Source organism: Paenibacillus pedocola, assembly GCF_031599675.1.
In the GTDB taxonomy this organism is placed as follows: domain Bacteria; phylum Bacillota; class Bacilli; order Paenibacillales; family Paenibacillaceae; genus Paenibacillus_AQ; species Paenibacillus_AQ pedocola.
In genome coordinates this window covers 2,011,791-2,036,804 of record NZ_CP134223.1, presented here as the reverse complement: position 1 = coordinate 2,036,804, position 25,014 = coordinate 2,011,791, and the positions used below count along the sequence as shown (strand labels likewise).

The window sequence follows — 25,014 nt, the reverse complement described above, 5'->3', positions numbered from 1 at the left end:
CCTTCCTAAGTCTTAAGCCGATGGCCGGCAAGGTAGCCTGAACAGTACAGCTGTCCCTACGCCTTCGCTGCTGTCGATCTCAATCTGCTGTTCCCCGTCAAAAAATAAATGAAGCCGTTTAAACACATTATGTGTACCAAGTCCGGTCGACTGGCCCTTTCCGCTGAAACGCGGAGCCTCCTCCCGGATCGAACCCATCAGCCTTGCCACGGTCTCAGGGTTCATGCCTGCACCATTGTCGCTGATTCCTATTTCCATAATTCCGCTGTCATACCGGATCGACAATGACAGCACAGCCCCTTCCTCCATTTCCTCCAGTCCGTGCACAAAGGCATTCTCGAAAATGGGCTGGAGGGTCAGACAGGGAATCATTCCGCCTAATGCCTGTTCGTCAATATCCATCACAAAGGTAATCCGGTCACGGAAACGCGCCTTCTGAATATTGATATATTCCGTTACATGCTCCACTTCCTCACGCAGAGGTACCGCCTGGTCCAGCTTCTGAAGGTTATAACGGAGCAGACGTGATACGGATACGGTTAGATCGCTTGTTTTAGCCGCTCCTTCCAGATAGGCGAGCTTGGCGATGGAGTTCAGCGTATTGAACAGAAAATGAGGATTGATCTGGCTCTGCAGCATTTTCAGTTCCAGCTCCTTAACCAGGCGGTCCTTCTCCACGCTCTTGATATTCTCCTCCATCAGCTGCTGGATATTATCGATCATTCCATTAAAAGCCCGGCATAGAATGCTGATCTCATCGTTGTTGATACTCTCGGGCGCTTTAGTGTCCATCCGGCCCTTCGAGATCTGCTTGGCCGTCGCCACCAGGCGGCGGATCGGTCCCGTGATGCTGCTGGACAGCCAGATGGCCATAGATATGCTAAGCACCGCTGCCGTAATCACCAGCAGAATCCCCAGCTGGTTCAGCTTACCCGTCGTGGACATGATCTCCTCATAAATCGGCTTATACTGTTCCAGTTCCAGGTCAACCAGTTCCTGCGCTTCCTCGCGGATGAACCCTTCTGTCTGCTCCGCCTCAATATAAGCACCGGCCAGCGTTTTGGAGTCCTGATCGTCTATCTCGTCAATCATCTGCCCGGCCTGTTCCAGAAAGGTGTCAATGATGTGGCGGTAATTCATCAGCGGGAGTTCGCTCCCGCCGATCGTCTCTATCCCATCAAGCTTCTTCCGCAGCTCCTGCACAGCGCTCAAATGCTTGTCTACCTCGGGATAGCTGTCAGCATCCACCTGCATGATGAAGCGGTTCAAGGAACGCATATTCTCCCCGACCTCGGAGGACACTTCCTTATACAATAAAATCCGGTTTATCATCAGGTGATAGCTCTCCTGCACATTTTTCCCGCTCTCAAACAAGACAAAAGAAACAGAGCTCATCAGCAGTACAAGCAGGGGAATGCAAATCAGCAGCTTTCGCCGGATACTCACAGGCTCTCCCCCTCCTGAACATTACTTTTGTCCAGCACCTTAACCTCGGTAAAATATTCCGACTGCAGCGTGCGCCCCTGGAAATGCTCATTCAGCAGCTTTACAGCCATTTGTCCCATCAAAAAAGGCTGCTGCGCCACGGTAGCCTTGATGTCTCCTCTACTGATCGCGGCGAGTGTATCCGCCTGATTGTCAAAGCCTATGATGGTCATAGGCTCCCGCTTTAGTCTTTTGGAGACTTGAAGAATTCCCAGCGCATCCGTTGAACTAGTGCCGACCATCACATCGATTTCCGGATGCAGCTGCAGCATCTCTGCCGCCTGCTGAATCGCCTCCATATGGGATATATTAGAGCTCCGGACATCCACAATCTCCAGACCGCTGTATTGCTTCACAACATGGCTTAAGCCGTTCAGACGCTGCAGCTGATTTTTGGCCAGATCGCTGCCAATGATCACCCCGATCTTCCCTTTGCCTCCGCTTGCCTTCACAACCATGCGTCCCAGAATCTCACCTGCTGCCGCATTGTCGGTTCCCACATAGGCCAGGCGCTTGCTGGCAGGAGCATCGGTATCTATTGTGATCACCGGGATACCGCGGTCTACGGCTTTATCGATCACTGGCGTGAATTTCTCATCATTCAGTCCTTGTACAATAATCGCATCCACCTGTGCGGCAATTGCTTTTTCCAGCAGGCTGATCTGCTCCTCCATGTTATTGCGGACCGGGCCGGTGAACTCAATGTCTATCCCGTATGCCTCAGCGGCTTCTTTAGCACCCTTCTCGACCATTTCCCAATAGGGATGATACCGTTCCTGTTCAATCAGTACGATATGGTAGCCGGGATTCACATCACCGGGTTGCCCGCTAAGCTCCCTGACAATACTCCCCATGCGGGAGGAATGGCCTGCGAAACCGATAAAAAAATACGCCAGCAGCAGGAATAGGGCAATGACAACACCAAGCCATTTCTTATCCATTGTTATTCACCTCATTCAACATCCTAACAAGGGTTGAAAACGGTTGCAATAACAATTTGTCCTTGCATCAAAAACGGATGCCCCCCTAGAGGGAAGCACCCGTTTCTGTACAGCATCCGCCATTCAACTATCCTGTTCGATCAGTTGAATCCATTCATTATATTCACTCTGCAGCTTGGCATATTCCGCCTGAAGATTACGATGTTCATGAGCAAGCTTATCCAGCTCACCCTGGCGCAGCTCGAATTGGGCTTGTATCAGACGCAGCTGGCCTTGAGCCAGCTCGTAGTTTTCTCCGATCTCGCCAAGCTGCTGCTGCACTTCACTATGCGCCCGGTTTGCAGACTCAGCCTGCGCCTCTGCTTCTCCGGCTTCCTGCTGCCAGATCTCAATCTCCTCGCGCAGAGCAGCCTCCGTCTCGTTCCACTGGGCCTCTCGCCGCTGCAGCTCGTCGTACCGGTGCTTCCAGGATGCCTCGACCTCGCGTGCTTCCCGGATCGCTTCCCGTTGCTCTTCCGCTGTAGCCGCGGCTTCACGGGCAGCTTCGTACAGCTCTTCAAGACGCCGCGCCGCCTCCTCGCCTTCAGCCTCCAGCAGTCCGTATCGTTCCTGCAGCTGTTCACTCTCCTGCAGAAGCTCATCGTATTGTGCGATCAAGTCCTCGTACCGGCCGCGCAGGGCAGCCAGCTCCTTCCGGGCCTCCGCCGACTCTTCACGCTGCGCAGTGCATTCCAGCTCAGCTTCTGCACGCAAGGAAGCTTCGCGGTCCAGCTGCTGCACCATGCCATCTGCCTGCCCGCGCAGGGCTTCGATCTCGCGCTGCAGCGAAGAAGATTTCTCTTCTGCTTCCAGCAGATTCATTTCCAGTTCGCTGATATCTTCCATATGCTTGTCCGCAAGCTCCTGCCAGTTCCGGGCTTCATCTTCCTTGCGGGTAAGCTCATCTTGCACCCGGCTCAAACCGGATCTCGCTTCTTCAAGTCCTCCGCGCAGCGCGGAAGCTTCCGCCTGGGACTGCTCCAGACGTTGACGCAGCTCCTCCAGCTCTTCCTGGAGCAGCGTTCCCAGTTCGGTAGCCGTCTGCAGCTCGCCTTGTAGCTGGCTGATCAGCGCTTCCTTGTCCTGCACCAGCCTGCGGAGTTCGGCTGTCTCGCTCAGGGTAATCTCGTAGCGCTGACGCAGCTCTTCCAGCTCGCCGCTCAGCAGCTCACTCAGCTCATTAGCAGCGTTCAGCTCTTCCCCGGTGAGGCTCAGCCGTTCAGATGATTCCTGCAGTGCATCTCTAAGGCCGGCGGCATCGCTCTGTGCCTCATCGTAACGCTGGCGGAGTTCTTCCAGCTGCTCATTCAAAAGCGTCCCCTGCTCGCCAGCAGCACGCAGTTCCTCTGTAAGCTGCTCCTCACGGCCCAGCACCGCTTCATACTGCGACAGAAGCGTCAGCCGGGCATCGCGCTCACCCTTAAGGCCAGCTTCGGCCGCACGCAGCCGCGACTGCAGCTGCCCTGTACCGCCGCGCAGCTCGGCAAGCTGCTTCTCCAGATCCTGGAGCTGCTGCTTATGCCGGTGCTCCTGCGTGCCCTGGGACTGCCGGAGCTCCTTGGTCTTAGCCTGCTCCTTCTGCAGCGCTTCCCGTTCTGCGCTTAACTCTTTATCAAGCGCAGCCTTCGTCTCTGCAAGCTCCTGGCTGAGGGAGGTCCGAACCTCCACCACTTCGTTTCCGAGAGCTTCCCGGGTCTGCGCCAGTTCCTGCTCAAGCTGAGATAACGTTTCCGTTTTCTCCCGGAGCAGCGATTCGCGGAGATTCTCCACCTCCTGCGCATGCGCAGCCTTCAGTTCCTCCAGCTGCTGCAGACGGGCAGCTTCAAGCGCTGCCAGCTCCTGCCTGTGGCTTTCACGGCCTGAAGCCTGCTCCTGCTCATAGGCAGCCCGGAGTGCCTGCAGTTCTGCCTCGCGGGCCTGCAGCTCTTCAGCGAGCTTCTCCCGCGCAGCAGCAGCTGCCTGCTCCGATTCCTGCAGCTGGGCGGCGTGAGCTTTGCGCTCCTGCTCCTGGATGTCCAAATGACGCTTGCGTTCCTCTTCGGCCTGAGCCAGCAGCCGTGCAGCTTCTGCTTTGGCTGATTCGCTTAGCCGTTCATATTCTTCCTGCCGCTCACGCTGCACTTCAAGCAGGCGTGATACCTCCACGCGCAATTCTGTGCGCTCGCCGGTCAGCATATTTAACTCGTTCTTAAAATCCTGAACCTGAATCGCCTGCTCCGCCATATGTACGGCTGCAAGCACCGCAATCCGCGGTGTATCCAGTCTGGAATGAGATTTTGAAATGGCATGCATATGCTCGTCCACATAACGGGCAACTTGCTTCATATATTCAGTGCTGCTTCCGACTAATTTATAGGAAGTTCCATATATCTCCACGGCGACACGGGTCCGGTCCATAGCCACAGTTGTGCCCTCCTTTGTATGTGTGCGGATTCTAAGCTGTTTGCTCTGCTTCTATTGTAGCGTGATTCCTGAACATTTGGCAAAACAAACGACATCATTCCATCGATTCAACCGGAAACCCCGCACTTTTCCCCAAAAGGAAAGCCGCAGCGAATCTCGGTTTCTAAATGGATTCGCTGCGGCTTTGCACAATTCCTGCTACTTTCTTAATTCTGCACCAAAAGTTTGCTGAAGTGCAGCAACTACCTTTTCATGCACTTCTGAAACTTCTTCATCGGTCAGTGTATGTTCCGTATGGCGGTACAGCAGCGAGATGGCCACGCTTTTCTTCCCGCTTTCCATCTTACCGCCGGTATAGACGTCGAATACCTGCACATTCTGCAGCAGCGTTCCCCCGTTTTCACGGATCGAAGTCAACAGATTCCCCGCAGGAACCGCAGAATCTACGACAACAGCGATGTCCCGTTCCATTCCAGGGAAGCGCTGCAGTTCACTGTACTGCAGGCTGATCCGGGCACTGTCATACAGCGGCTGCAGCAGCAGCTCAGCTACGTAAGTATCCTCCAGATCTAGCTTGCGCTGAAGCTCCGGATGAAGCTGGCCCATCGTCCCGATTCGTGTACGGCCATCTTCTTCCAGCAGATAGATGGAAGCGGAACGGCCCGGGTGATAGTCTTGCGGCGCATCACCTTCATAGACCACACGTCCGGTTAGTCCCAGGTAGGCAAATACACTTTCCAGTGCGCCTTTGAGGTCGAAGAAATCCACAGGCTCCGCAGTCATGTTCCACTGCTTGGCGGTCCGGCTTCCGCTCAGCAGCAGTCCGAGTACCGGAAGCTCCCGGGGCTGGCGGGTAAGCTGCTCTTCATCGGTGAAGAATACATTACCGATCTCGAACAGGGCCAGATCACTCTGCCGGCGGTTCGTATTATACAGGGCAATATCCAGCAGCTGCGGCAGCAGGCTGGTGCGCAGCACACTGCGTTCTTCGCTCATCGGCATAGCCAGCTTCACAGGCAGGCTGCCTTCCGAGAACGCAGGGAACAGCTTGCTCTGCTCCGGCTGAATGAAGGAATAGCCCATCACTTCCTGATAGCCGCCAAGTGCGAGCATCCGGCGCAGTTCACGGCGCACGGATTGTTTTCTGGTCAGTGCACCCGGTGTCGTAACTCCTTCAATCAATGTTGTCGGAATGTTGTCGTACCCGTACAGGCGGGCGATCTCTTCAATCAGGTCCACATCGTAGCTGATATCTCCGCGACGGGATGGTACCTGCACCTCTACAACGCCTTGAGCCACATCCCCGCATTTGAAGCGGAGGCGTCCGAACAAGGTTTTCACCTCCAGAAGCGACAGCTCCGTACCGAGGTAATTATTCAGCTTCTCAAGCGACAAAGTCAGAATCTTATCCGGAACAGCATCGCTGCCTGCCTGCACAATACCTTCATGTACGGAACCGCCGGCATAGCGGGCAATCAGGGCAGCGGCACGGTTGAGTGCCGGAATCACTGCCTTCGGATCCACCTGCTTCTCGAACCGCAGCGAAGCTTCAGAACGCAGACCCAGCTGGCGTGATGTCTTGCGGACGGTGCCGCCATCAAATTTGGCCGATTCGAGTACGATATTGACGGTTTCTCCCGTTACTTCTGTGGCGAGTCCGCCCATAACTCCCGCCAAGGCCACAGCCTTCCCGCCGTCAGCAATGACAAGCATTTGCGGCTCCAGCTTGCGCTCCTGGCCGTCAAGTGTAGTCAGCACTTCGCCTTCACGGGCAAAGCGCACACCCAGCACGCCGCCTTCCACTTGATCACCGTCAAACGCATGCAGCGGCTGGCCGTATTCAAGCATTACATAATTTGTGATATCCACGATATTGTTGATCGGACGCACACCTGCGGCCATCAGACGGTTCTGAATCCAGAGCGGTGACGGAGCAGGCTTGACTCCCGAGATATAGCGCACTGCATAATGGCTGCAGAAGGCTTCATCTTCAATCTTTACCGAAATCGAGTCTGCAGCGGTACCGCCGGCCTCTACCAGTTCCGCAGCCGGGTCAGGCAGATTGAGGTCGCGTCCCAGAATCGCACTGACTTCATAAGCCGCACCGATCATGCTGAGACAGTCGGAACGGTTAGGTGTCAGGTCAAACTCCAGGATCTCATCATTCAGTCCCAGCACCTTCGTGATATCCTGGCCTACCTCTGTGTTCTCAGGCAATACGAGAATACCTTCCTGGAGTTCTTTCGGCAGCAGCTTGTCGTTTAGACCCAGCTCTTTGGCCGAACAGATCATGCCCTGCGATAAGACGCCGCGCAGCTTAGCTTTCTTGATCTCCAGACCCGGCAGCTTCGCACCAACCAGGGCAACGGGAACCTTCTGGCCCGCAGCCACGTTCTTCGCTCCGCAGACGATCTGCAGGTCTTCGCCTTGTCCGGCATCTACGATACACACGTTCAGCTTGTCGGCATCCGGGTGTTTTTCTTTCGATTTCACATATCCGGTTACAATCCCGGACAGTCCTTTGTTGCGGCGCTCGACACCATCGATCTCGATGCCTGCGGTGGTGATTTTGTCCGCCAGCTCTTCAGCGGTTACTCCCTCTAGAGATATATAATCGGTCAGCCATCCGGTTGATACTTTCATGTCCGCTCACTTCCTTTTGTTTCAGATGTATTTATCTACCTGCCGGGTTAGCTTGCTGCCCGAAGGATGTGGAATTCTGCAGTGCAAATTTCACTTTTAAATTCTGTCTATCAGCCTTCCCTGCAGGGAATGTTTGGACTTCCGATCGCTGTTATCCTCAGATTTCCTGATTTGAACCGCTTATATAGATTGAACTAGTAGCTTTTCTATTTTAGGATTAGCCGTGACTCCAGAGAATGTTTGGACTTCCGGCCGCTGTTGTCTTCAGATTTCTTGATTTGAACCGCTATTAGCGGTAGAAATCCGAAAGACAAAGGCGGACGCTAACGCTCCTCCAGTTCCAAAATTCTCCTCCGCCACTTTTTCCTAATCGTATATTTTCTAGTTCAATCTATATAGCAATCGAAATCCGAAGACAAAGGCGGACGCTGGCGCTCCTACAGTTCCAAAATTCCCCTCCGGTCATTCCTATACAGTAAAAATCATAAAAGTTAAATTGGCACTCCGTGTGCCTTCCGAAATCCTTCAACACCAGCCCGCTAACCCGCCAAAAATCTAAATCCCCTTGAACTGCTTCACAAAGCCCATATCGTTGGTGTAGAAATAACGGATATCATCGATTCCGTACTTCAGCATCGCGATCCGCTCCACGCCCATACCGAAGGCAAAGCCGCTGTATTTCTCCGGATCATAACCGCCCATTCTCAGTACATTCGGATGCACCATGCCTGCGCCGAGAATCTCCAGCCAGCCGCTCTGCTTGCACAGACGGCAGCCGTCGCCGCCGCATTTGAAGCAGCTGACATCCACCTCAACGCTCGGCTCTGTGAACGGGAAGAAGCTGGGACGAAGACGGATGCCCGTGCTTGGTCCGAACATTTCTTTGACGAACTGGTTCAGCGTGCCTTTGAGGTCACTCATGCGGATATTGCTGCCGATGACCAGGCCTTCAATCTGATGGAACTGGAAAGAGTGGGTCGCATCGTCATCATCGCGGCGGTACACTTTGCCCGGACAGATGATTTTGACCGGAACTTCCCCGTTCATCGCCTGCATCGTACGGACCTGCACCGGTGAGGTTTGGGTGCGCATTAGCAGATCATCTGTTAAGTAGAAGGAATCCTGCATGTCGCGCGCCGGATGATCCTTCGGCAGATTGAGTGCTTCAAAGTTATAATAATCCGTCTCAACCTCAGGTCCCTCAGCAACCTTGTAGCCCATACCGATGAAGATATCTTCGATCTCCTGGACAACCCGGTTTAAGGGATGAATTCCGCCCTGGGGCAAACCGCGCCCCGGCAGAGTAACGTCTACTTTCTCCGCCTGCAGACGGCCCAGTGTCTCCTGCTGCTGGAAGGCCTCCTGCTTCGTGCTGATAATCTCTTCAATGGCGCTGCGCACCAGATTCGCTACCTGGCCGATCACCGGGCGCTCCTCTGCGCTGAGTCCTCCCATTCCACGCAGAACCTCAGTCAGCTCGCCTTTTTTGCCCAGGTATTTCACGCGTAAATCATTCAGAACCTGCGGATCGGTAACCTCCTGCAGCTTAGCCAAGGCCTCAACCTTCAATGCTTCCAGCTTTTCTTTCATGGCATGCACTGCCCCCTTCAATCTTCGTAGTGTACAACAAAAAAAGGCCTTTCCTCCCGGTAAGGGACGAAAAGACCGTGGTACCACCCTTGTTAGACAGGCTGCACCGGATCCCTTAAGAGTGGTATTCCCTCTTACGGTACGGTAAAGACATGTCTCACTTTAACAGAAATAACGGTCTGCGGCCGGTTTCCCCTACTTAAGTGTAACATTCAGGGAACTGCTCCGGAGTGAACTTCGGCAGCTCTGCTCTCTTAGAAACGCTCTCAATCTCCGGCGTCTCCTCCCTGTAAGCCAGGCACTGCGTACTCGTCTCCATCAATGCATTTCGGATCATGGGAACTCAATATCTTACATCATTAGTGTCAGAAGATATGTCTTAATATTATAAGCAAAAAACGCCAGTTTGACAAGCGGATCAGAATTTAGGCTAATTTTATCTGTTTTTAATCTTCCTTTAAGTTTCAGCCTGGTTTTATGGATTTTTTTTCAGCGAACGTTCAGCAGCGCTTGATATTTTTCCTTATTAGGAAGGCCTGGCTATCTTATTTTCCGGATGGATTTAGGATCGCAGAGGTTTTTAAACAGGGAGGGAAATTCATGCACAAACGAAGTAAGGCTTATGTTCTGTTACTTCTCAGCACATTTGCCGTAAGTCAGATCCCGGGATATGCCGGAACTGCGGCTTATGCGGCTGCATCGGGGGGAACTGCTGCCAAAGCCGCGGCCTACGCCACGGAAACCTCAACGCTTGCCAAGCTCAGCTCCATGAATCTCGGGGCATCACTCAGCGTGAAGCTCAGCGATATCGGGGTATTCGCCCAGGACAGCGGAAACATTCTAACCTATACCCTTACTTACACCAATACCTCAAGCACCAGTGCCAATCTGGTCGATTATTTCTCCAAAGTGGTTACATCCGGAGGGAGCGTAATCAAGGGGACCCCCGTCTCCGTAGACAGCGCGGTCAAAAAAATCGCCGGTAAAGAAACAAAGAGTATTACATACTACGCTAATATCGGAAAAGCCGCTACGGTAAAAGGGCTAAAAATCAGCATGTACGGCTGGAATTTTAGCAGCGCCAACTATGAACAACGCATCGGGACCTTCACAGTTCCAGCTAATTATTCACTGTCTGCGCTTCAGGGCGAGAGCAAAAAGATCGAACTGAACAGCGTTCCCGTGACCAGCCAGGCAAATTCGTTGCAAATTTACAAATATAACGGCAAGGTCTATGCCAAAGTAGGACTCAGCCTGACGAATCTGGGTACCAAGGTGCTTACCGATCCGGGCTACAGCATGTATCTCAAATCCTCCGGAGGTTCGGTATTTACGCTGACACTGGATGAGAGCAGCTCAGAATATAAGATTCAGCCGCAGGAGAAAAAGACGCTGTATTTCATGACTGAAATCCCTGCCTATATGAACGTTACCAAGATGACCTTGCAGACTGCCAAACTGGACGAAGGCCTCAAGCTCTCGCTTCCGGTAGCCTCCTATTCGCTTCCTGCAGCCGTTAATGCTGACTTTACCGTTGCCGCTGGTGCTATCAAGAAGGTCTCCATCGACAGCAATATTGTAGACATGCAGCTGAAATCGTCGGCAGTCTACGCCGAGAATGAGAATGGAATCTGGACATATCAGTTCCGGGTAAAAAACACGGGCAGCAAGGCAGTGACCTTGCCGGCCTACGAGCTTTCTGTCAAATCTGCCGAGGGTTATTCCTTCCCGATTACTACAACAGCTTTTAACAGCCTTACACTAAAGCCGCTCGAAGAGAAGCTGATTGAACTCAGCACCAGCATACCGCTTGAGCTAGCCCAGGATAACCTGCAGCTTCAGGTCATTCCTCCAGCCGCCAATGAAGATTCCAGCAAAATCGTTCTCCCGGTAGCCTATTTCAAAATCCCTTACAAGCTGGAGGGTAATACTCATGTGGCTTCTGAGAGCAGCGTAACTAATAATTACGGCACTTTCGCCGTCTCCCTGCAGTCTCTGCAACGTCTGCCCTGGGGCGATGAGGACTTGGTTCAGGCTAAACTCAGCATCCGAAACAGCACGTCCAAAACGATCACCCTGCCTAAGCTGACCGGTATTTTGAAGGCGGATCTGAACGACCTTACTTCCTCTTCACAGGCAGTAGTCGACAATGACGTCTCCATCCTTGCTCCGGGGGAAAGTGCACAGGTCACTGTGCTGGCCCATGTACCGTACACTCTGAATTACAGCCAGACGAAAATTATTCTGCAGGAACCATCAGGACAATTCCTTTCCTTAACTACAACTGACGGAGCTGTAACGAGCCTTCCCCCGCTTGCGGCAGGCTCAGCCATCAATATCACGACAACCGGCAAAAAAGCAAGCATCCAGGAACGTCTAACCACCATGTATACCGGCAGCAGCTCCAAGACCGTATACAGTGAAGTGGAAATGAACAGCACAGAAACCCGCCAGACGAATCTGACCAGGCTGTATGCAACATTCAGAACAGCGGACGGACAGTCTTTTGAAGCCACCGTCAACCAGTCGGAACTGCCGACCGGCGCATCGGGCAAAACACTGGTCACCTTCTGGGCGAATATTCCATCCACGGTGGATACCTCCGCTCTTCAGCTGTACATCGGACAGGGAGTGGCAGGCGGCAAGCTGACTACGGCCGGAACGGCAGCAACCGGATATGTGAATACGAACGCCCTGTCCCTGAATGTCAAGACGGTAACCGCTCAGACCAATCTGGCAAGCGGGGTTTCCATGTTCCCTTACTTCCTTGCGGTTAACAGCTCAGCGGGCAGCATGGTCGCAGGCAGCAGCAATCTTACACTGTCCTTTAATTATAGCCTGACTCAGGATTCTACTTATCAGACCGGCACTTACGGTCATAAGCTGGTTCTGCGCTTCGTTGATCCTTTTGGCCAATTCTATGAAAAAACACTGACGCTTGGCAGTGACCTGGTTGTCGGAAGTAACGGCCAGTACTCAACCACGATCGCAAGCTCCCTGTTCCAAACCCTGGGCGGCGGAAGTTACAGCCTGACGCTCTACGATGAATTCCAGGGCCAGCGGATTGAGCTGGGCAGTCAGATCTATTACATTACCGTCACTAAGCCGGCCGCCTCAACAGATGACAAAGATACCGATACAGAATCAGACAGCAGCGATACCGCAACAGACAGCGCATCTTAACTTTTGAGGTTATATCAATTTAATATTGAGCAAGATGGAGGATCGGAATGAAAAAGAAGAAAACAGTAATTATCGCTTCAAGTATCGTTGTCTTGGCAGTTGCAGGTATCTTGACTTATGTGCTGTGGCCGGACAGCAGCAAGGAGGCTAGTGCGGCTCCGCTGAACACAGCGATTGTTGCAAAGGGCAATATTCTAAATAGTGTTTCGGGCTCAGGCTCCGTCTCAGCTATTAATTCTGAAAGTATCCGTACCAAAGAGGCCGGAGAAGTCGATCAGGTTATGGTCGCCAAAGGAGATGTCGTCAAAAAAGGCGATGTGCTGATTACCTTTGTGGCAAATGATTTAAGCGACAAGATGAAAGAAGCCGAAAAAACATTGGCTAATCTGAAGACCACCCTGGAAGATAAACAGGAGAATTACAAAACCCTGGCTATGAACAATGCTACAGAAGATGAGCTGGCATCGGCAAAAACAGCGATTGAAAAAGCGGAAAGCGATATAGTTGACCAACAGGATTCCATTGCTGCGATTGAAGAGGATATGCTTCCTCCCGATCCGTTAACCGCCCCGATCGACGGTACAATTACAGCCGTAAATATCACTGACGGCGAACAGGCGCAAAATGGCTCTGAACTGTTTACAATGACCGATTATGTGAACCTGAGCGTAACTGTCCAAGTAGATGAGCTGGATATCCCGAATATCAAGCTTGAGCAGACGGCTGCAATTACGCTGGACGCCCTTGAAGATCAGGAATTTGAAGGTAAGGTTATCGATATCGCCAAAGAAGGAACCTCCTCCAACGGTGTCTCCCTTTTTGATGTTACTGTAGGTCTGAATGATTCGACAGGCGTACTGGTCGGAATGTCAGCAGAGGTGGCCATCACGATTGAAAAGAAAAACGATGTGTTGACCGTACCTATTGAAGCTGTTTCTGAAATCAATGGAAAATACTACGTTAACGTGCCTTCAACCGCAGAAGACACCAGTGCAACTGGCACAGATAACGCAGCAGCTCAGGCTCCTGCAGGCGGGCAAGCTCCGGGCGGTGAAGCCCCTAGCGGCGATGCCGCAGGCAGGCAGGCTCCGGGCGGTGATGCCCCTAGCGGCGATGCCGCAAGTGGGCAGGCTCCGGGCAGTAAAGCCACCAGCGGTGATGCCGCAGCCGGACAGGCTGCGGGTGACGGTTCTACCGGCGGCTGGCAAGGCCGCAGCGGCCAGGCCAGAGGCGGCTCCTTCCCGAGCGGTGCGCCTGGCGGCGGGTTCCCGGGAGGGGGCCAGAGCGGCGGCCGTAGCGGCACCAGCACGGCATCCGGCCAGAAGAGAGTAGAAGTTACTGTCGGTATTCATGATGAGAGCAATATCGAAATTGTCAGCGGACTTTCCGAAGGTGATGAAGTTGTCATTCCGACTGTGATCAGCACAGGCTCCTCCTCTTCCGCTCAGACTCAGATGAACCAAATGGGCGGTATGGGCGGTATGGGCGGCTTCAGCACCGGCGGCTTCAGCACCGGCGGCGGCTTTACCGGCGGACCGCCTTCCGGTGGCGGCGCAGGCGGTGGGCGCCAATGAGCAGCAAGCCTCAGCCGCTGATACAAGTTGAGAATATGATTCACAGCTATGTAATGGCCGGAGAGACAATGACCATTCTCAAAGGCCTTAGCTTTACGATTGAGTATGGGGAGTTCGTGGCCATTATCGGTCCCTCCGGCTCCGGTAAATCCACCTTGATGAACATGCTCGGATGTCTTGATGTTGCTAATGAAGGGGACTATTATCTGGACGGTCAGGAAATCCGGAAATTGTCCGACAACAAGCTGGCACAGATCCGCAATGAAAAAATCGGATTCATCTTTCAGAACTTCAACCTGCTGCCAAAGCTTTCTGCGGTAGAGAATGTGGAGCTCCCCCTGATCTACCGGGGGATTTCCCACCGGGAACGAAGAGAAATTGCCCGCAATGCACTGATCAGAGTCGGCCTCGAAGAAAGAATAGATCACCGTCCAGCGGAGCTGTCGGGGGGCCAGCAGCAGCGTGTAGCCATAGCCCGGGCCCTTGCCGGCACACCTCCGATCCTGCTGGCCGATGAACCTACCGGCGCCCTTGACTCCAAAACCGGGAAAGAAGTCCTGCAGATGATCAAGGAACTGAACGAACAGGGACATACCATTATTCTGATCACGCATGATCTTGAAATTGCTGAACAAGCGAAACGGATTATCCGCATTCAGGATGGTAGTCTCGTCGAGGATCGGAGGATTGCCAGATCATGATGCTATATCAAAGCATGAAAATGGCCTTTAAGAGCATACTCAGCAGTAAAATAAGAGCTTTCCTGACCATGCTCGGGATTATTATCGGTGTTTCTTCTGTCATTGCACTTGTCTCTGTGGGCCAAGGAACCACTTCACAAATTACGGAATCGTTAAGTTCACTGGGTACTAACCAATTGACCGTTAACATTATGGGGCGCGGAGCGACAACCTCTCTGACGTTTGAAGAAGCGTTGGCGCTTGGAGATATCGAAGGCGTTGAGAACGTCTCCCCTGTAATCAGCGGCAATGTCACTGCCAAGCATGGGACTGAGAATGTTTCTGTATCCGTCGAAGGAATCATTCCTGCATATGAGGATGTTCAGGATTTCCATGTACAGTCCGGACGTTTCCTGCTGGATATTGATACGGAGTACCGTCAGAAGGTCGCCCTGATTGGTACGGATACCGCTGAGGATCTGTTTGGTACAGATAGCCCTGTCGGTGAAAAAGTTCAGCTTAACGGAACCAGCTTCAAAATTGTTGGCTTGCTGGAGAGCAAAGGCAGCACCAGCGGCGGCTCCAGTGATGAGAAAATCCTGATTCCGATCTCTACTGCTGAACGTTTCCTGCAGAGTAAGGGAGTCCGCTCTATTACGATCACTACGACCTCCAATGACAATGTTGAGGATGTCAAAACGAAGCTGGAGTCGGCCCTGGATGCCAAGTTCAGCGGTGCAGAAAATTCGTATTCCGTTTTTGATTCCCAGGAAATGCTTGAGACGGTGAATGAGACCAGCAATACGCTTTCACTGGCACTGGGTGGAATCGCCGGTATCTCCCTGTTCGTCGGCGGCATAGGCATTATGAACATTATGATTGTCTCCGTGAATGAGCGGACAAGAGAAATCGGGATCCGCAAAGCGATCGGGGCTAAGAAAATGAACATTCTGATGCAGTTTATGATCGAGTCTGTCGTTCTAAGCGGTGTAGGCGGGTTGATCGGCGTCGGCTTAGGCCTCGGAGCCAGCTGGGCCGTCGGAAATTACACCACAATGAATGTGGCGACATCCTGGAATATGGTCCTGATCTCTTTTTCGTTCTCTTTGATCATCGGGGTAGTGTTTGGGATGATTCCTGCAAACAAAGCGGCTAGAATGCGCCCCATTTACGCGCTTAGGAACGAATAACGAATCCGATCAATGTAATGGAAATCCGCAATTCTCCAATCTGGAGATTTGCGGATTTTTTTATATGCCGTCTGGGGTATCGTTCACAGAAAAGTTGGGTAATAGGACTTAAGGGCTGGAATATAAATAATTTGCAGGGTTTTATACATAATTTTCAGGTATGTTGTAAGATATGTCTACATCCTCCTTCTGCCGCGTATGCTGACCCGGAATATCCGGAAATCGCAGCATCCCGGCCTTCGAACGTTGACGTGGCTGTTCATAGACATAACCATTCCACCCTAAGCAGTACAAGCGGGAAATCCTAGACAGATGGGCAGAATCGTAAATAGTAACGGAAGCTTTGCTTTCCTGTAACTTTTGAATGATCCCTCCTCTAGCCCTGAAGGGCCAAGCTCCGCAGTGGATCCGTACCGCATGTTTCTTGCACACAGCAATGACGTTTCTCAAAGTTTGATGCGGGGAGAGGATGACAGTGGCAGGTTTATCCGATATTAAAAGCACACGCAGATTAATTCTTGTCTTTGCTGCTATCTCAATTCTTCTGGTAGTGATCAGCATCGCCTCCTTACTGTATCTGAATTCAACGATTAATAGACTCTCAGATTCTTTATACAGCGATGTTTATCAGAACTCGGAGCTGATTCTAAATGCTGACCGGGATCTCTACCAGGGGGCAGTCGCACTCCATGGGGCGATGAATCCCGATGTTTCGGGTGAGCAGCTTAGTCTGTTCGCGCAGGATTTTGAAGACAATAACACACAAATCAAGCAGCGTCTAAACATGGCGAACAACAATATCAACGCTTTGCAGCACCCTCATAAGGGAATGAAGCAGAGCGAGCTGCTGCTCAGTGAATTAAACGATAAGCTGGTAAACTTCGAGAGCTCCTTCAAGCAGTGGAAAGAAACCGGCAGGGAGCTTATTTCCCGGCGGGTGCAAAGCGATTGGAACCCGGAGGCATTCTCAGCAGAGCTTATCAATGCCCGGCTGAATGAAACGCGCAGTAATCTGGACCAGGCGGAGGATCTGATCGATAAGTATGCCCAGCAGATCACCGTGGAATTTAGCGAGAAGAAGAGCACTCTATTCGCCGTATACTCGCTTTTATTGTTCCTGCTAATCATGGTCATCATATATCTCAGCCGCAGGCTGATTTCGATGCAGAAGGAAATGCTGGAGGAGAAATCGCTCTACCAGATCATCGGGGAGACCATGTCGGACTTCATTATTTTGACCGATCCCAACGGTCTGATCCTGTATGCTTCACCTTCACATGCAAGTGTACTTGGCTATATTCCGGAGAAGGGTGCACCGCTCTCCAATTATATCCGTGAAGCGGAGATTACCTGGGCGAAGCTGAAGAGCGCCGTACAAGGGACATCACGTATTTCAGAACTGCGTATGCGTTCCTCGGAAGGAAACTGGGTATGGCTGGAGACCAAAGTCTCACCCATCAGCGGCAACAAAGTGTTCCCGGCCCAGTTCATGCTCATTTCCCGCGAGATTACACAGCGTAAGCAATATGAAGAGCGGCTGCACAAGCTGGCCTTCTATGACCATCTAACAGCTATTCCGAACCGGGCTCACTTTAAAATGTATATGGAGAATCTCATTAATCAGCCGGAGGAACGCAGACAGGATATTGCACTGGCGCTGCTCGATTGCGACCGGTTCAAGCAGCTGAACGACACTCTTGGCCACTTGGCCGGCGATGAATTCCTGCAGCTGCTCTCCCGTGAACTTCAGCAGACCGTTAAGGGCTCCGGTCAGGCCTTCCGTATAGGCGGCGACGAATTTGCAGTGGTGCTTCACCGGTTCACAAGTACGGAGATGCTGAATGAGATACTGGAACGGCTGCTGCAGTTGTTCAACAAGACCTGGTCCGTCAACAAAGGCTCCAGCTTCCACACCTCGGCCAGCATCGGAGTAGCCCTTTATCCCCAGCATGGAAACAGCATCAATGAACTGCTGCGGGCAGCCGACCTGGCGATGTACCGCTCCAAGAATCACGGCGGTAACGAGGCCAATATGTACAATGAGCAGGTAGATGAGGAATTTTCGGATCAATCCAAAAAATAAAATACAAAAAATACCAACCCTATATATGAAAAGAGGCTGTGTCACCCTTTAAGGGAGAGCACAGCCTCTTACTTTTGTTGCTTCAACTTCAACCTTAACTGGTCAGCTGCAGCGGTCCATCCGCATCGCCGCCATCCAGCTGCTCCCGGTCCTTCACCAGAACCTTAATCAGCTCTTCGCTGCCGGAGCAATCAATGAACCGGTCACCGCCAGCTTCCTTCTCTTCCCAATCATTAAGCCGCAAAATATAGCCGACTGATTCCGTACCCGGAACCACCTCAATCCTTGCTACTGCGCGTCCATTCTCCATTTGCCGGAAATCACATTGACCATCCTGGATACCTGTCCCCCAAACCCAAAGATTCCAGCCTCTGTAATCGCCGTCCGGACGGTCATAATGTACCTCAATGATCTTGGCTCTTGGTGCGGGCTCACCGTATCCATCATACAGCACCATCATGGACAGCCCTTCCAGCTGCACTTCATGACCTGTAACGATGCGGAACGCCTCTGTTCCTGCGTAGGTATGGTCTACTACTACGTTCCAGCAGTCCGCTGCGTCAGGAAGACTCTGCGTTACCGGCTCCGGATTGGCATTAAATATAACTACAATGTTGTTCCACACGTCACCGCCCGCATTATCCTTCAGCAGATATGCAACTACACCGCTATCACAGCGGAGGAATTCCACCGAGCGTTCGATTTCCTGGCGTCCATGCAGGCGGAAGGCAGGGTGCGTGCGGCGCAGCTCAATCAGACCCTTGTAATACTGGAAGACAGGCATAAATGTCTGTTTATTCTCCCAGCGTATGGCATTGATGGCATCAGGGCTGCGGTAGCTGTTATGATCACCGTATTTACTGCGCAGAATTTCATCACCGGCATGCAGAAAAGGAATGCCCTGCGAGGTCAGAATCAGACCATTGGCCAGCAAGGAACGGCGGACGGTCTCATTGCCTAAAATATTGTGCTGATCGATACCGAAATACGGGTTAGCTGCATGGACTGCCGCTTCAACGTCTCCGCCGCCTCTCAGCCTTCCGTTGTCCAGCTCCGGCAGATTAGCCGCCTGCCGTAAGCCCTGCGACGCAAGCACCTTATCCCAGAGATTTAAATTATCATGAGCGGTCACATAATTGACCGTCTCCACCGGCGAGTCGGTGAATTCATGGATGGCGCCTTTAATTCCAGATGCCACCGCACCTTCCTTGCCGTATTCACCGGTTACAAATCCTTTGCCCCATCCGTCACTGTCACCTTTGATCGCCGAACGGAAATTATCGTTAAATACAGCATAACCTTTGCCGCGCTGCACACCTTTGAGGGTCTTGGCAGCCAGCGGCGAATCTCCGCCTGTCCAGGGTTCCCCGTAAATCAGCAGGTTCGGATTGATATTAAGCCGTAATTCCTCTGTGATCTCGCGGATCGTTACACTGTCTATCAGACCCATCAGATCGAAGCGGAACCCGTCAATATGATACTCAGAGGCCCAGTAAGCCAGGGAATCCTTGATATATTTGCGGACCATCGGCCGCTCCGTGGCAATTTCATTGCCTACGCCGGAACCGTTGGACAATCTGCCTAAATAATCATGCCGGTAGAAATAATCAGGGATCAGCGGCTCAAATGGCCCCTTTTCCACCGAATAGGTATGGTTATACACGACATCCATAATCACAGCGATCCCTTTGCTGTGCAGCGCCTGCACCATTTCCTTAAACTCGCGGATGCGGGTCCCCGGATCATTCGGATTCGTGCTGTAAGAGCCCTCCGGAACGTTATAATGCTGCGGGTCATAACCCCAGTTATACTCCGTGTGATACTCCGCACGGGAGGCCTCACCGGCAGCCTTCAGTTCATCCACAGTCTGAAAATCAAATACCGGCAGCAAATGCACATGAGTAATTCCGAGTTCAGCTAAATGGTCTATTCCCAGCGCATTTCCGTCCTTGTCCGTAAGACCAGTTTCGGTAAACGCCTTAAATTTGCCTTTGTACAGCATGCCGGAGCTCTCATGGGCCGAGAAATCCCGCACATGCAGCTCATAGATTACAGCATCGGCAGGGTGCTGCAGCTGCGGAGACTTATCCCCGTCCCAAGCCGCCGGGTCGGTATCCCGCAGATCTACAATCGCTGAACGTACGCCATTCGCAGAAACAGCGGTTGCATAAGGATCGGCGGCTTCGCGCATCGTTCCATCTTCAAATACGGCGCGGTACATATAATATTTGCCCTTCAGATTACCGGAAAGCCGTGCCTGCCAAACACCGCCAGCCTCACGCTGCATAGGAATGATCCTTCCGCTATCCCTGCTATTAAGGAATGAGTTGGCACTGCCGTTCCCTCCGGTTTCATACAACACAAGCGATACGGTAAAGGCCGACGGTACCCATACTTTGAACTGGCTGTATGCTGCGGTATAGGTCAATCCAAGGTCATTGCCTTCATAGGTTTCTAATTCGGTCTCTGCATTTATATAATTGCTGCTCATACATTATCACCATCCTACTGTTCACCGTGAAAAACGCCGGAAAACGGATCTGCTAACTTAATTCCAACTATTTCCACATCATTCAAAAATAATACTTGCACCTTTTTGCAAGTGAGTTGCATCGAGTATCTTTACTCTGGATTCAACCAAATAACTTGGCTCAAAATAGTATATGTAACACTATGTTCACAGGTTTGGGTCCAACAGCCTATTCTGTATCCTACACTTCATATATCGGCAGTTACGAGTTCACACTTAAGCTAATAAAGGGAAAGTTGCTATTCTAACGAAAGTATAACCTGCTCTTCGTCAAACAGCCACTGTAAATTGATGTATTTCTGATTTCAGCGGCCATAAAAAAAAGCCGGCCTCCTGTTAGGAGACCGGCATAGAGTAGTTGGAAAAGTGAACTTGCCAAAACGGATCTTGCTTCAAGCTTGAAACGAATTACTGTACGCTGCTCTGCACAAGTGCAGCAACTTCCTCGGCAGTGCCGAGCTGCAGCGCCTTAGCCGCCATTTCCTTCATGTCCGCAGCGGACAGCTTGGAAATCTGGCTGCGTGCCGGCAGGATGGAAGTAGCGCTCATGCTGAATTCATCAAGACCCAGTCCAAGCAGCAGTGGAATCGCGGTGGAGTCACCGGCCATTTCACCGCACATGCCGGTCCATTTGCCCTCAGCATGCGCCGCGTCGATCACGATTTTGACCAGACGCAGGATCGCCGGGTTGTATGGCTGGTACAGGTACGATACCTGTTCATTCATACGGTCGGCAGCCATTGTATATTGAATAAGGTCATTTGTTCCGATACTGAAGAAATCAACTTCCTTGGCGAATTGGTCAGCCAGCACAGCGGTAGAAGGAATCTCTACCATGATGCCGAGCTGGATGCTGTCGGAGACTTCCTTGCCTTCTTCACGCAGCTTCGCTTTTTCCTCAAGCAGGAGATCGCGGGCTGCACGGAATTCACCCAGTGTGGCAATCATCGGGAACATAATCCGCAGATCGCCGTGGGCACTTGCTCTCAGCAAAGCGCGCAGCTGGGTGCGGAAAATATCCTGACGGTCCAGACACAGGCGGATAGCGCGGAAGCCGAGGAACGGGTTCATTTCCTTCGGAAGCTCCAGATAAGGCAGCTCCTTGTCGCCGCCGATATCCAGTGTGCGCACAACAACCGGTTTGCCGTTCATGTTCTCGAGTACAGTACGGTAAGCGTTGTATTGAACTTCTTCAGAAGGCAGCTTATCGCGGCCCATGTAAAGGAATTCCGTACGATACAGGCCTACGCCCTCGCCGCCATTCTCAATTACACCTGTCACATCATTAGGAGTACCAATATTGGCAGCCAGCTCTACATGCTTGCCGTCAGCAGATACGGTTGCTTCATCGCGGAGCTTCTTCCACTCTGCAATCTGCAGATCGTATGCTTCCTGCTTCGCTTTATACTCTGCCACTTCAGCATCGCTAGGGTTAATCAAGACATCGCCGCTCAAACCGTCGACAATAACCAGATCGCCTGCTTTAACCAAGGACAGTACATTTTTGGTGCCGACAACTGCCGGAATTTCCAAAGAACGGGCCATAATCGCCGAGTGGGAAGTACGTCCGCCGATATTCGTTGTGAAACCTTTAACGAATTTGCGGTTCAGCTGTGCTGTATCAGATGGAGTCAGATCCAGCGCAATAACGATAACTTCTTCATTAATCTCTGCAGGGCTCACGTAATGAATACCGAGCAGATGGTTCAACACACGCTTGGTTACATCGCGCATGTCGGCGGCGCGTTCCTGCAGGTACGCGCTTTTCATATTCTCAAACATTTCTACGAATTGTGTAGCTACTTCATTCAAAGCGTAGTCTGCATTAACCGCTTCTTCACGGATTTTATCCATTACGGGGCTGATCAGCTCAGGGTCTTCAAGAATCAGCAGGTGAGATTCAAAAATCTCCGCTTTCTTCTCGCCAAGCTCAGCAAGTGTACGTTCCTTAATGGCCTGCAGCTCGCCCTTCGATTTCTCCAGGGCGTCCTGCAGTTTGGCCAGTTCGGCTTCCACATCGCTTACCGCAGTCTTCGTAATCGTATAATCCGGATGTTCCAGGATAAATGCACGGGCTACTGCAATACCTGCTGAAGCCGCGATTCCTGAAATTTTACTCATGAATCTCTCCCAGCCCTTCTTTGATCATCACTTCTTGCAATGCGCTGAGTGCTTCGGCTTCCTCGCTGCCTTCAGTGATCAGGCTGAGGGTGTCACCTGCTTCAAGACCCAGGGACAATACACCGAGAATGGATTTCAGAGTTACTTTTTTACCTTTTGCTTCTGCAAAAGCTTCTGTACCTTTAAATTTAGTAGCTGTATTTACCAGGGCAGTTGCTGGACGTGCATGAATTCCATCTTCGTCAATAATTTTGAAAGTTTTTTGCATAATAATCCAACTCGCTTTCTGTTCATTTTGGTATTGTTGTTAATCGCATATATTTATAAGTGAGGGCAGCGCCTCCACTAGATTATAATGGATGCGCTGCGCCATTGCACATTTTACTGAATCGTGATGATATCCTTGTCGCCGATAACAACCTTGCCCGGCTTTTTCAAAGTAACTGTAGAACCTTCCGGCAGATTGGAGAAGATGACCGGTGAAATAACGGAAGGCGCATTGGCTTTCACATACTCCAGATCCACTTCCATAATCGGCTGTCCGGCTGCTACCAGATCGCCTTCTTCGACAAGAACTGTAAATCCTTGACCCTTCAGCTTCACTGTATTTACGCCAATGTGTACAAGTACTTCCTTGCCGCCGTCGGACATAATGCCGATTGCATGTTTGCTTGGGAATACATTGAATACTTTGCCATATACCGGCGAAGCAATTTTGCCGTCATTGGACAGGAAGGCAAAGCCGTCGCCTGTCATTTTTTGCGAGAAGACAGCGTCAGGAACCTGCGTGATATCAAGCAGCTCGCCGTTAACCGGAGAAACAATGTCCTCTGGAATGATCGCTGTTCCTTGTTCGCCTGCTGCTTTTTCAAGCTCAGGCTGCGGGGCAGCCGGGGCAGGCGAAGGTGTTCTGCCGTTCATAACATCTTGAATCTGCGATTTAATGGTATCGGAACGAGTTCCGAAAATCGCCTGAACGTTGTTTCCGACTTCAAGCACCCCGGAAGCGCCCAGTTTCTTCAGACGGTTCTTATCGACACCCGCTTTATCCTTAACCTCAACCCGGAGACGGGTGATGCAGGCATCCAGATGCGTGATGTTCTCTTTGCCGCCTAGCGCAGATAGAATGTTGCGCGGCAGGTCGTCACCGCTAGTGGAGACGGTTGCTCCATCCGTTTCGTCCGCATCATCAGACGGATCTTCGCGGCCCGGAGTTTTGAGGTTGAACTTGCGGATAACGAAGCGGAATCCGAAGTAGTAAATTACAGCAATCACCAGACCTACCGGAATAACCAGCCACCAAGCTGTACGGTTCGGGATAATACCGAACAATACATAGTCGATGAAACCGCCGGAGAAGGTCATCCCGATCTTCACATTCAGAATGTGCATGGTCATAAAGGACAGTCCGGCAAAAATCGCATGTACTGCAAACAACAGCGGTGCAACAAACAGGAATGAGAATTCCAGCGGCTCTGTAATCCCTGTCAGGAAGGAAGTGAGCGCTGCAGATACCATCAAGCTTCCGACAACCTTTTTGTGCTCGGGTCTGGCTTCATGGTAAATCGCCAGTGCCGCTGCCGGCAGACCGAACATCATGAACGGATATTTACCGGTAGTGAAGGTACCCGCTGTGAATTCTACACCGTCACGCAGCTGCTGCATGAAGATCCGTTGGTCCCCGCGGACCAGGTTGCCGGCTTTATCGATGTAGCTTCCGAATTCATACCAGAATGGCGAGTAGAAAATGTGATGCAGACCGAAAGGAATCAATGAACGCTCAATGACCCCGAAAATGAAGGCCGAAAGCGTCAGATTCGTGTTGATCATACTCTGCGACACATAGTTCAGGCCATGCTGGATTGGCGGCCAGATGATCGTCAGTGCAAGACCGAGGATCAGTGAGGTTACAGCCGTCATTATCGGCACAAAGCGTTTTCCGGCAAAGAAGCCTAAGTACGACGGCAGCTCAATGCGGAAGAAGCGTTTGTACATAGACGCTGCGAGTATCCCGACAAGGATACCGCCGAACACACCGGTCTGCAGGGTTGGAATCCCCAGGACGCTGGCATAAGCAAAGTCCTGCTTGCTCAGCACCCATTCATTGATTCCAAGCACGGTACCCATGGTCACGTTCATGACCAGGAAACCGATGATTGCTGCGAGTCCGGCTACCCCTTCACCGCCGGCAAGCCCAATGGCTACCCCGACTGCAAACAGGAGTGACAGGTTACTAAAGACAATTTGTCCTGAGTTCATCAATACATTGGCAATGGCTTGAACCACATCGTTTTCCAATGCCGGAACATATTGAAGGAAGTCAGGGTTAACCAGCATGTTGCCGATTCCGAGCAGCAGACCTGCCGCAGGCAGAATTGCTACAGGAAGCATCAGAGCCTTACCGACTCTCTGCAAAACGCCAAACAACTTTTTGAACATTGAGGTCACTTCCTTAATCTAAATTTCTTCCCAAACAAAACGCCAAAAAAGGCATGAGCAATACAGCATACAGGTTGCCTTCTAACACTAAAGTTAGATTACCCCGAGTTAGG

Annotated in this window: 14 protein-coding genes and 1 other annotated feature; of the genes, 5 read left to right on the top strand and 9 right to left on the bottom strand. The window is 51.7% G+C overall.

Annotated elements, in window-relative coordinates; genetic code table 11:
• Window positions 1-12: 12 nt before the first annotated feature.
• The 5 genes from QU597_RS08670 to pheS form a co-directional block, all read right to left on the bottom strand.
• On the bottom strand, window positions 13-1,446 hold the full coding sequence (locus QU597_RS08670; RefSeq protein ID WP_310832275.1) for a sensor histidine kinase: 1,434 nt from the start codon (window positions 1,444-1,446) through the stop codon (window positions 13-15).
• Complete coding sequence (locus QU597_RS08665; protein WP_310832274.1) at window positions 1,443-2,426, bottom strand: sugar-binding protein; 984 nt, start codon at window positions 2,424-2,426, stop codon at window positions 1,443-1,445. Before QU597_RS08665 ends, QU597_RS08670 begins: the two co-directional genes overlap by 4 nt.
• A 123-nt stretch (window positions 2,427-2,549) precedes the next feature.
• On the bottom strand, window positions 2,550-4,862 hold the full coding sequence (locus QU597_RS08660; protein ID WP_441295345.1) for a hypothetical protein: 2,313 nt from the start codon (window positions 4,860-4,862) through the stop codon (window positions 2,550-2,552).
• Between the two features lie 204 nt (window positions 4,863-5,066).
• On the bottom strand, window positions 5,067-7,511 hold the full coding sequence (gene pheT / locus QU597_RS08655; RefSeq protein ID WP_310832272.1) for a phenylalanine--tRNA ligase subunit beta: 2,445 nt from the start codon (window positions 7,509-7,511) through the stop codon (window positions 5,067-5,069).
• 555 nt (window positions 7,512-8,066) lie between these two features.
• On the bottom strand, window positions 8,067-9,101 hold the full coding sequence (gene pheS / locus QU597_RS08650; protein ID WP_310832271.1) for a phenylalanine--tRNA ligase subunit alpha: 1,035 nt from the start codon (window positions 9,099-9,101) through the stop codon (window positions 8,067-8,069).
• A 59-nt stretch (window positions 9,102-9,160) separates the two neighbouring features.
• Window positions 9,161-9,432 (bottom strand) — a binding site (T-box leader).
• A gap of 269 nt (window positions 9,433-9,701) precedes the next feature.
• Here pheS and QU597_RS08645 point away from each other — a divergent pair.
• From QU597_RS08645 to QU597_RS08625, 5 genes are all read left to right on the top strand, one after another.
• On the top strand, window positions 9,702-12,284 hold the full coding sequence (locus tag QU597_RS08645; protein ID WP_310832270.1) for a hypothetical protein: 2,583 nt from the start codon (window positions 9,702-9,704) through the stop codon (window positions 12,282-12,284).
• Window positions 12,285-12,331: 47 nt separating this feature from the next.
• Window positions 12,332-13,858 carry an efflux RND transporter periplasmic adaptor subunit gene (locus QU597_RS08640; protein ID WP_310832269.1) on the top strand — a complete coding sequence of 509 codons (1,527 nt, stop codon included), beginning with the start codon at window positions 12,332-12,334 and terminating at the stop codon, window positions 13,856-13,858.
• Complete coding sequence (locus tag QU597_RS08635) at window positions 13,855-14,559, top strand: ABC transporter ATP-binding protein (RefSeq protein WP_310832268.1); 705 nt, start codon at window positions 13,855-13,857, stop codon at window positions 14,557-14,559. The genes QU597_RS08640 and QU597_RS08635 overlap by 4 nt, the downstream gene beginning before the upstream one ends.
• On the top strand, window positions 14,556-15,728 hold the full coding sequence (locus QU597_RS08630; protein WP_310832266.1) for an ABC transporter permease: 1,173 nt from the start codon (window positions 14,556-14,558) through the stop codon (window positions 15,726-15,728). The genes QU597_RS08635 and QU597_RS08630 overlap by 4 nt, the downstream gene beginning before the upstream one ends.
• A gap of 475 nt (window positions 15,729-16,203) precedes the next feature.
• Window positions 16,204-17,811: a diguanylate cyclase domain-containing protein gene (locus QU597_RS08625; RefSeq protein WP_310832265.1), complete on the top strand. Its 1,608-nt coding sequence runs from the start codon at window positions 16,204-16,206 to the stop codon at window positions 17,809-17,811.
• 94 nt (window positions 17,812-17,905) lie between these two features.
• Here QU597_RS08625 and pulA read toward each other — a convergent pair whose 3' ends face one another.
• The 4 genes from pulA to ptsG all read right to left on the bottom strand — a co-directional run bounded on the left by pulA (window position 17,906) and on the right by ptsG (window position 24,901).
• Window positions 17,906-20,302 carry a type I pullulanase gene (pulA, locus tag QU597_RS08620; protein WP_310832264.1) on the bottom strand — a complete coding sequence of 799 codons (2,397 nt, stop codon included), beginning with the start codon at window positions 20,300-20,302 and terminating at the stop codon, window positions 17,906-17,908.
• Window positions 20,303-20,749: 447 nt separating this feature from the next.
• Window positions 20,750-22,462, bottom strand: coding sequence for a phosphoenolpyruvate--protein phosphotransferase (ptsP, locus tag QU597_RS08615; RefSeq protein WP_310832263.1), 1,713 nt, complete (start codon window positions 22,460-22,462; stop codon window positions 20,750-20,752).
• On the bottom strand, window positions 22,455-22,730 hold the full coding sequence (locus tag QU597_RS08610; RefSeq protein ID WP_310832262.1) for an HPr family phosphocarrier protein: 276 nt from the start codon (window positions 22,728-22,730) through the stop codon (window positions 22,455-22,457). The genes ptsP and QU597_RS08610 overlap by 8 nt, the downstream gene beginning before the upstream one ends.
• A 113-nt stretch (window positions 22,731-22,843) precedes the next feature.
• The gene (gene ptsG / locus QU597_RS08605; protein ID WP_236333838.1) at window positions 22,844-24,901 is read right to left on the bottom strand and encodes a glucose-specific PTS transporter subunit IIBC; all 2,058 of its coding nucleotides are present in this window, start codon (window positions 24,899-24,901) and stop codon (window positions 22,844-22,846) included.
• Between the last annotated feature and the right edge of the window lie 113 nt (window positions 24,902-25,014).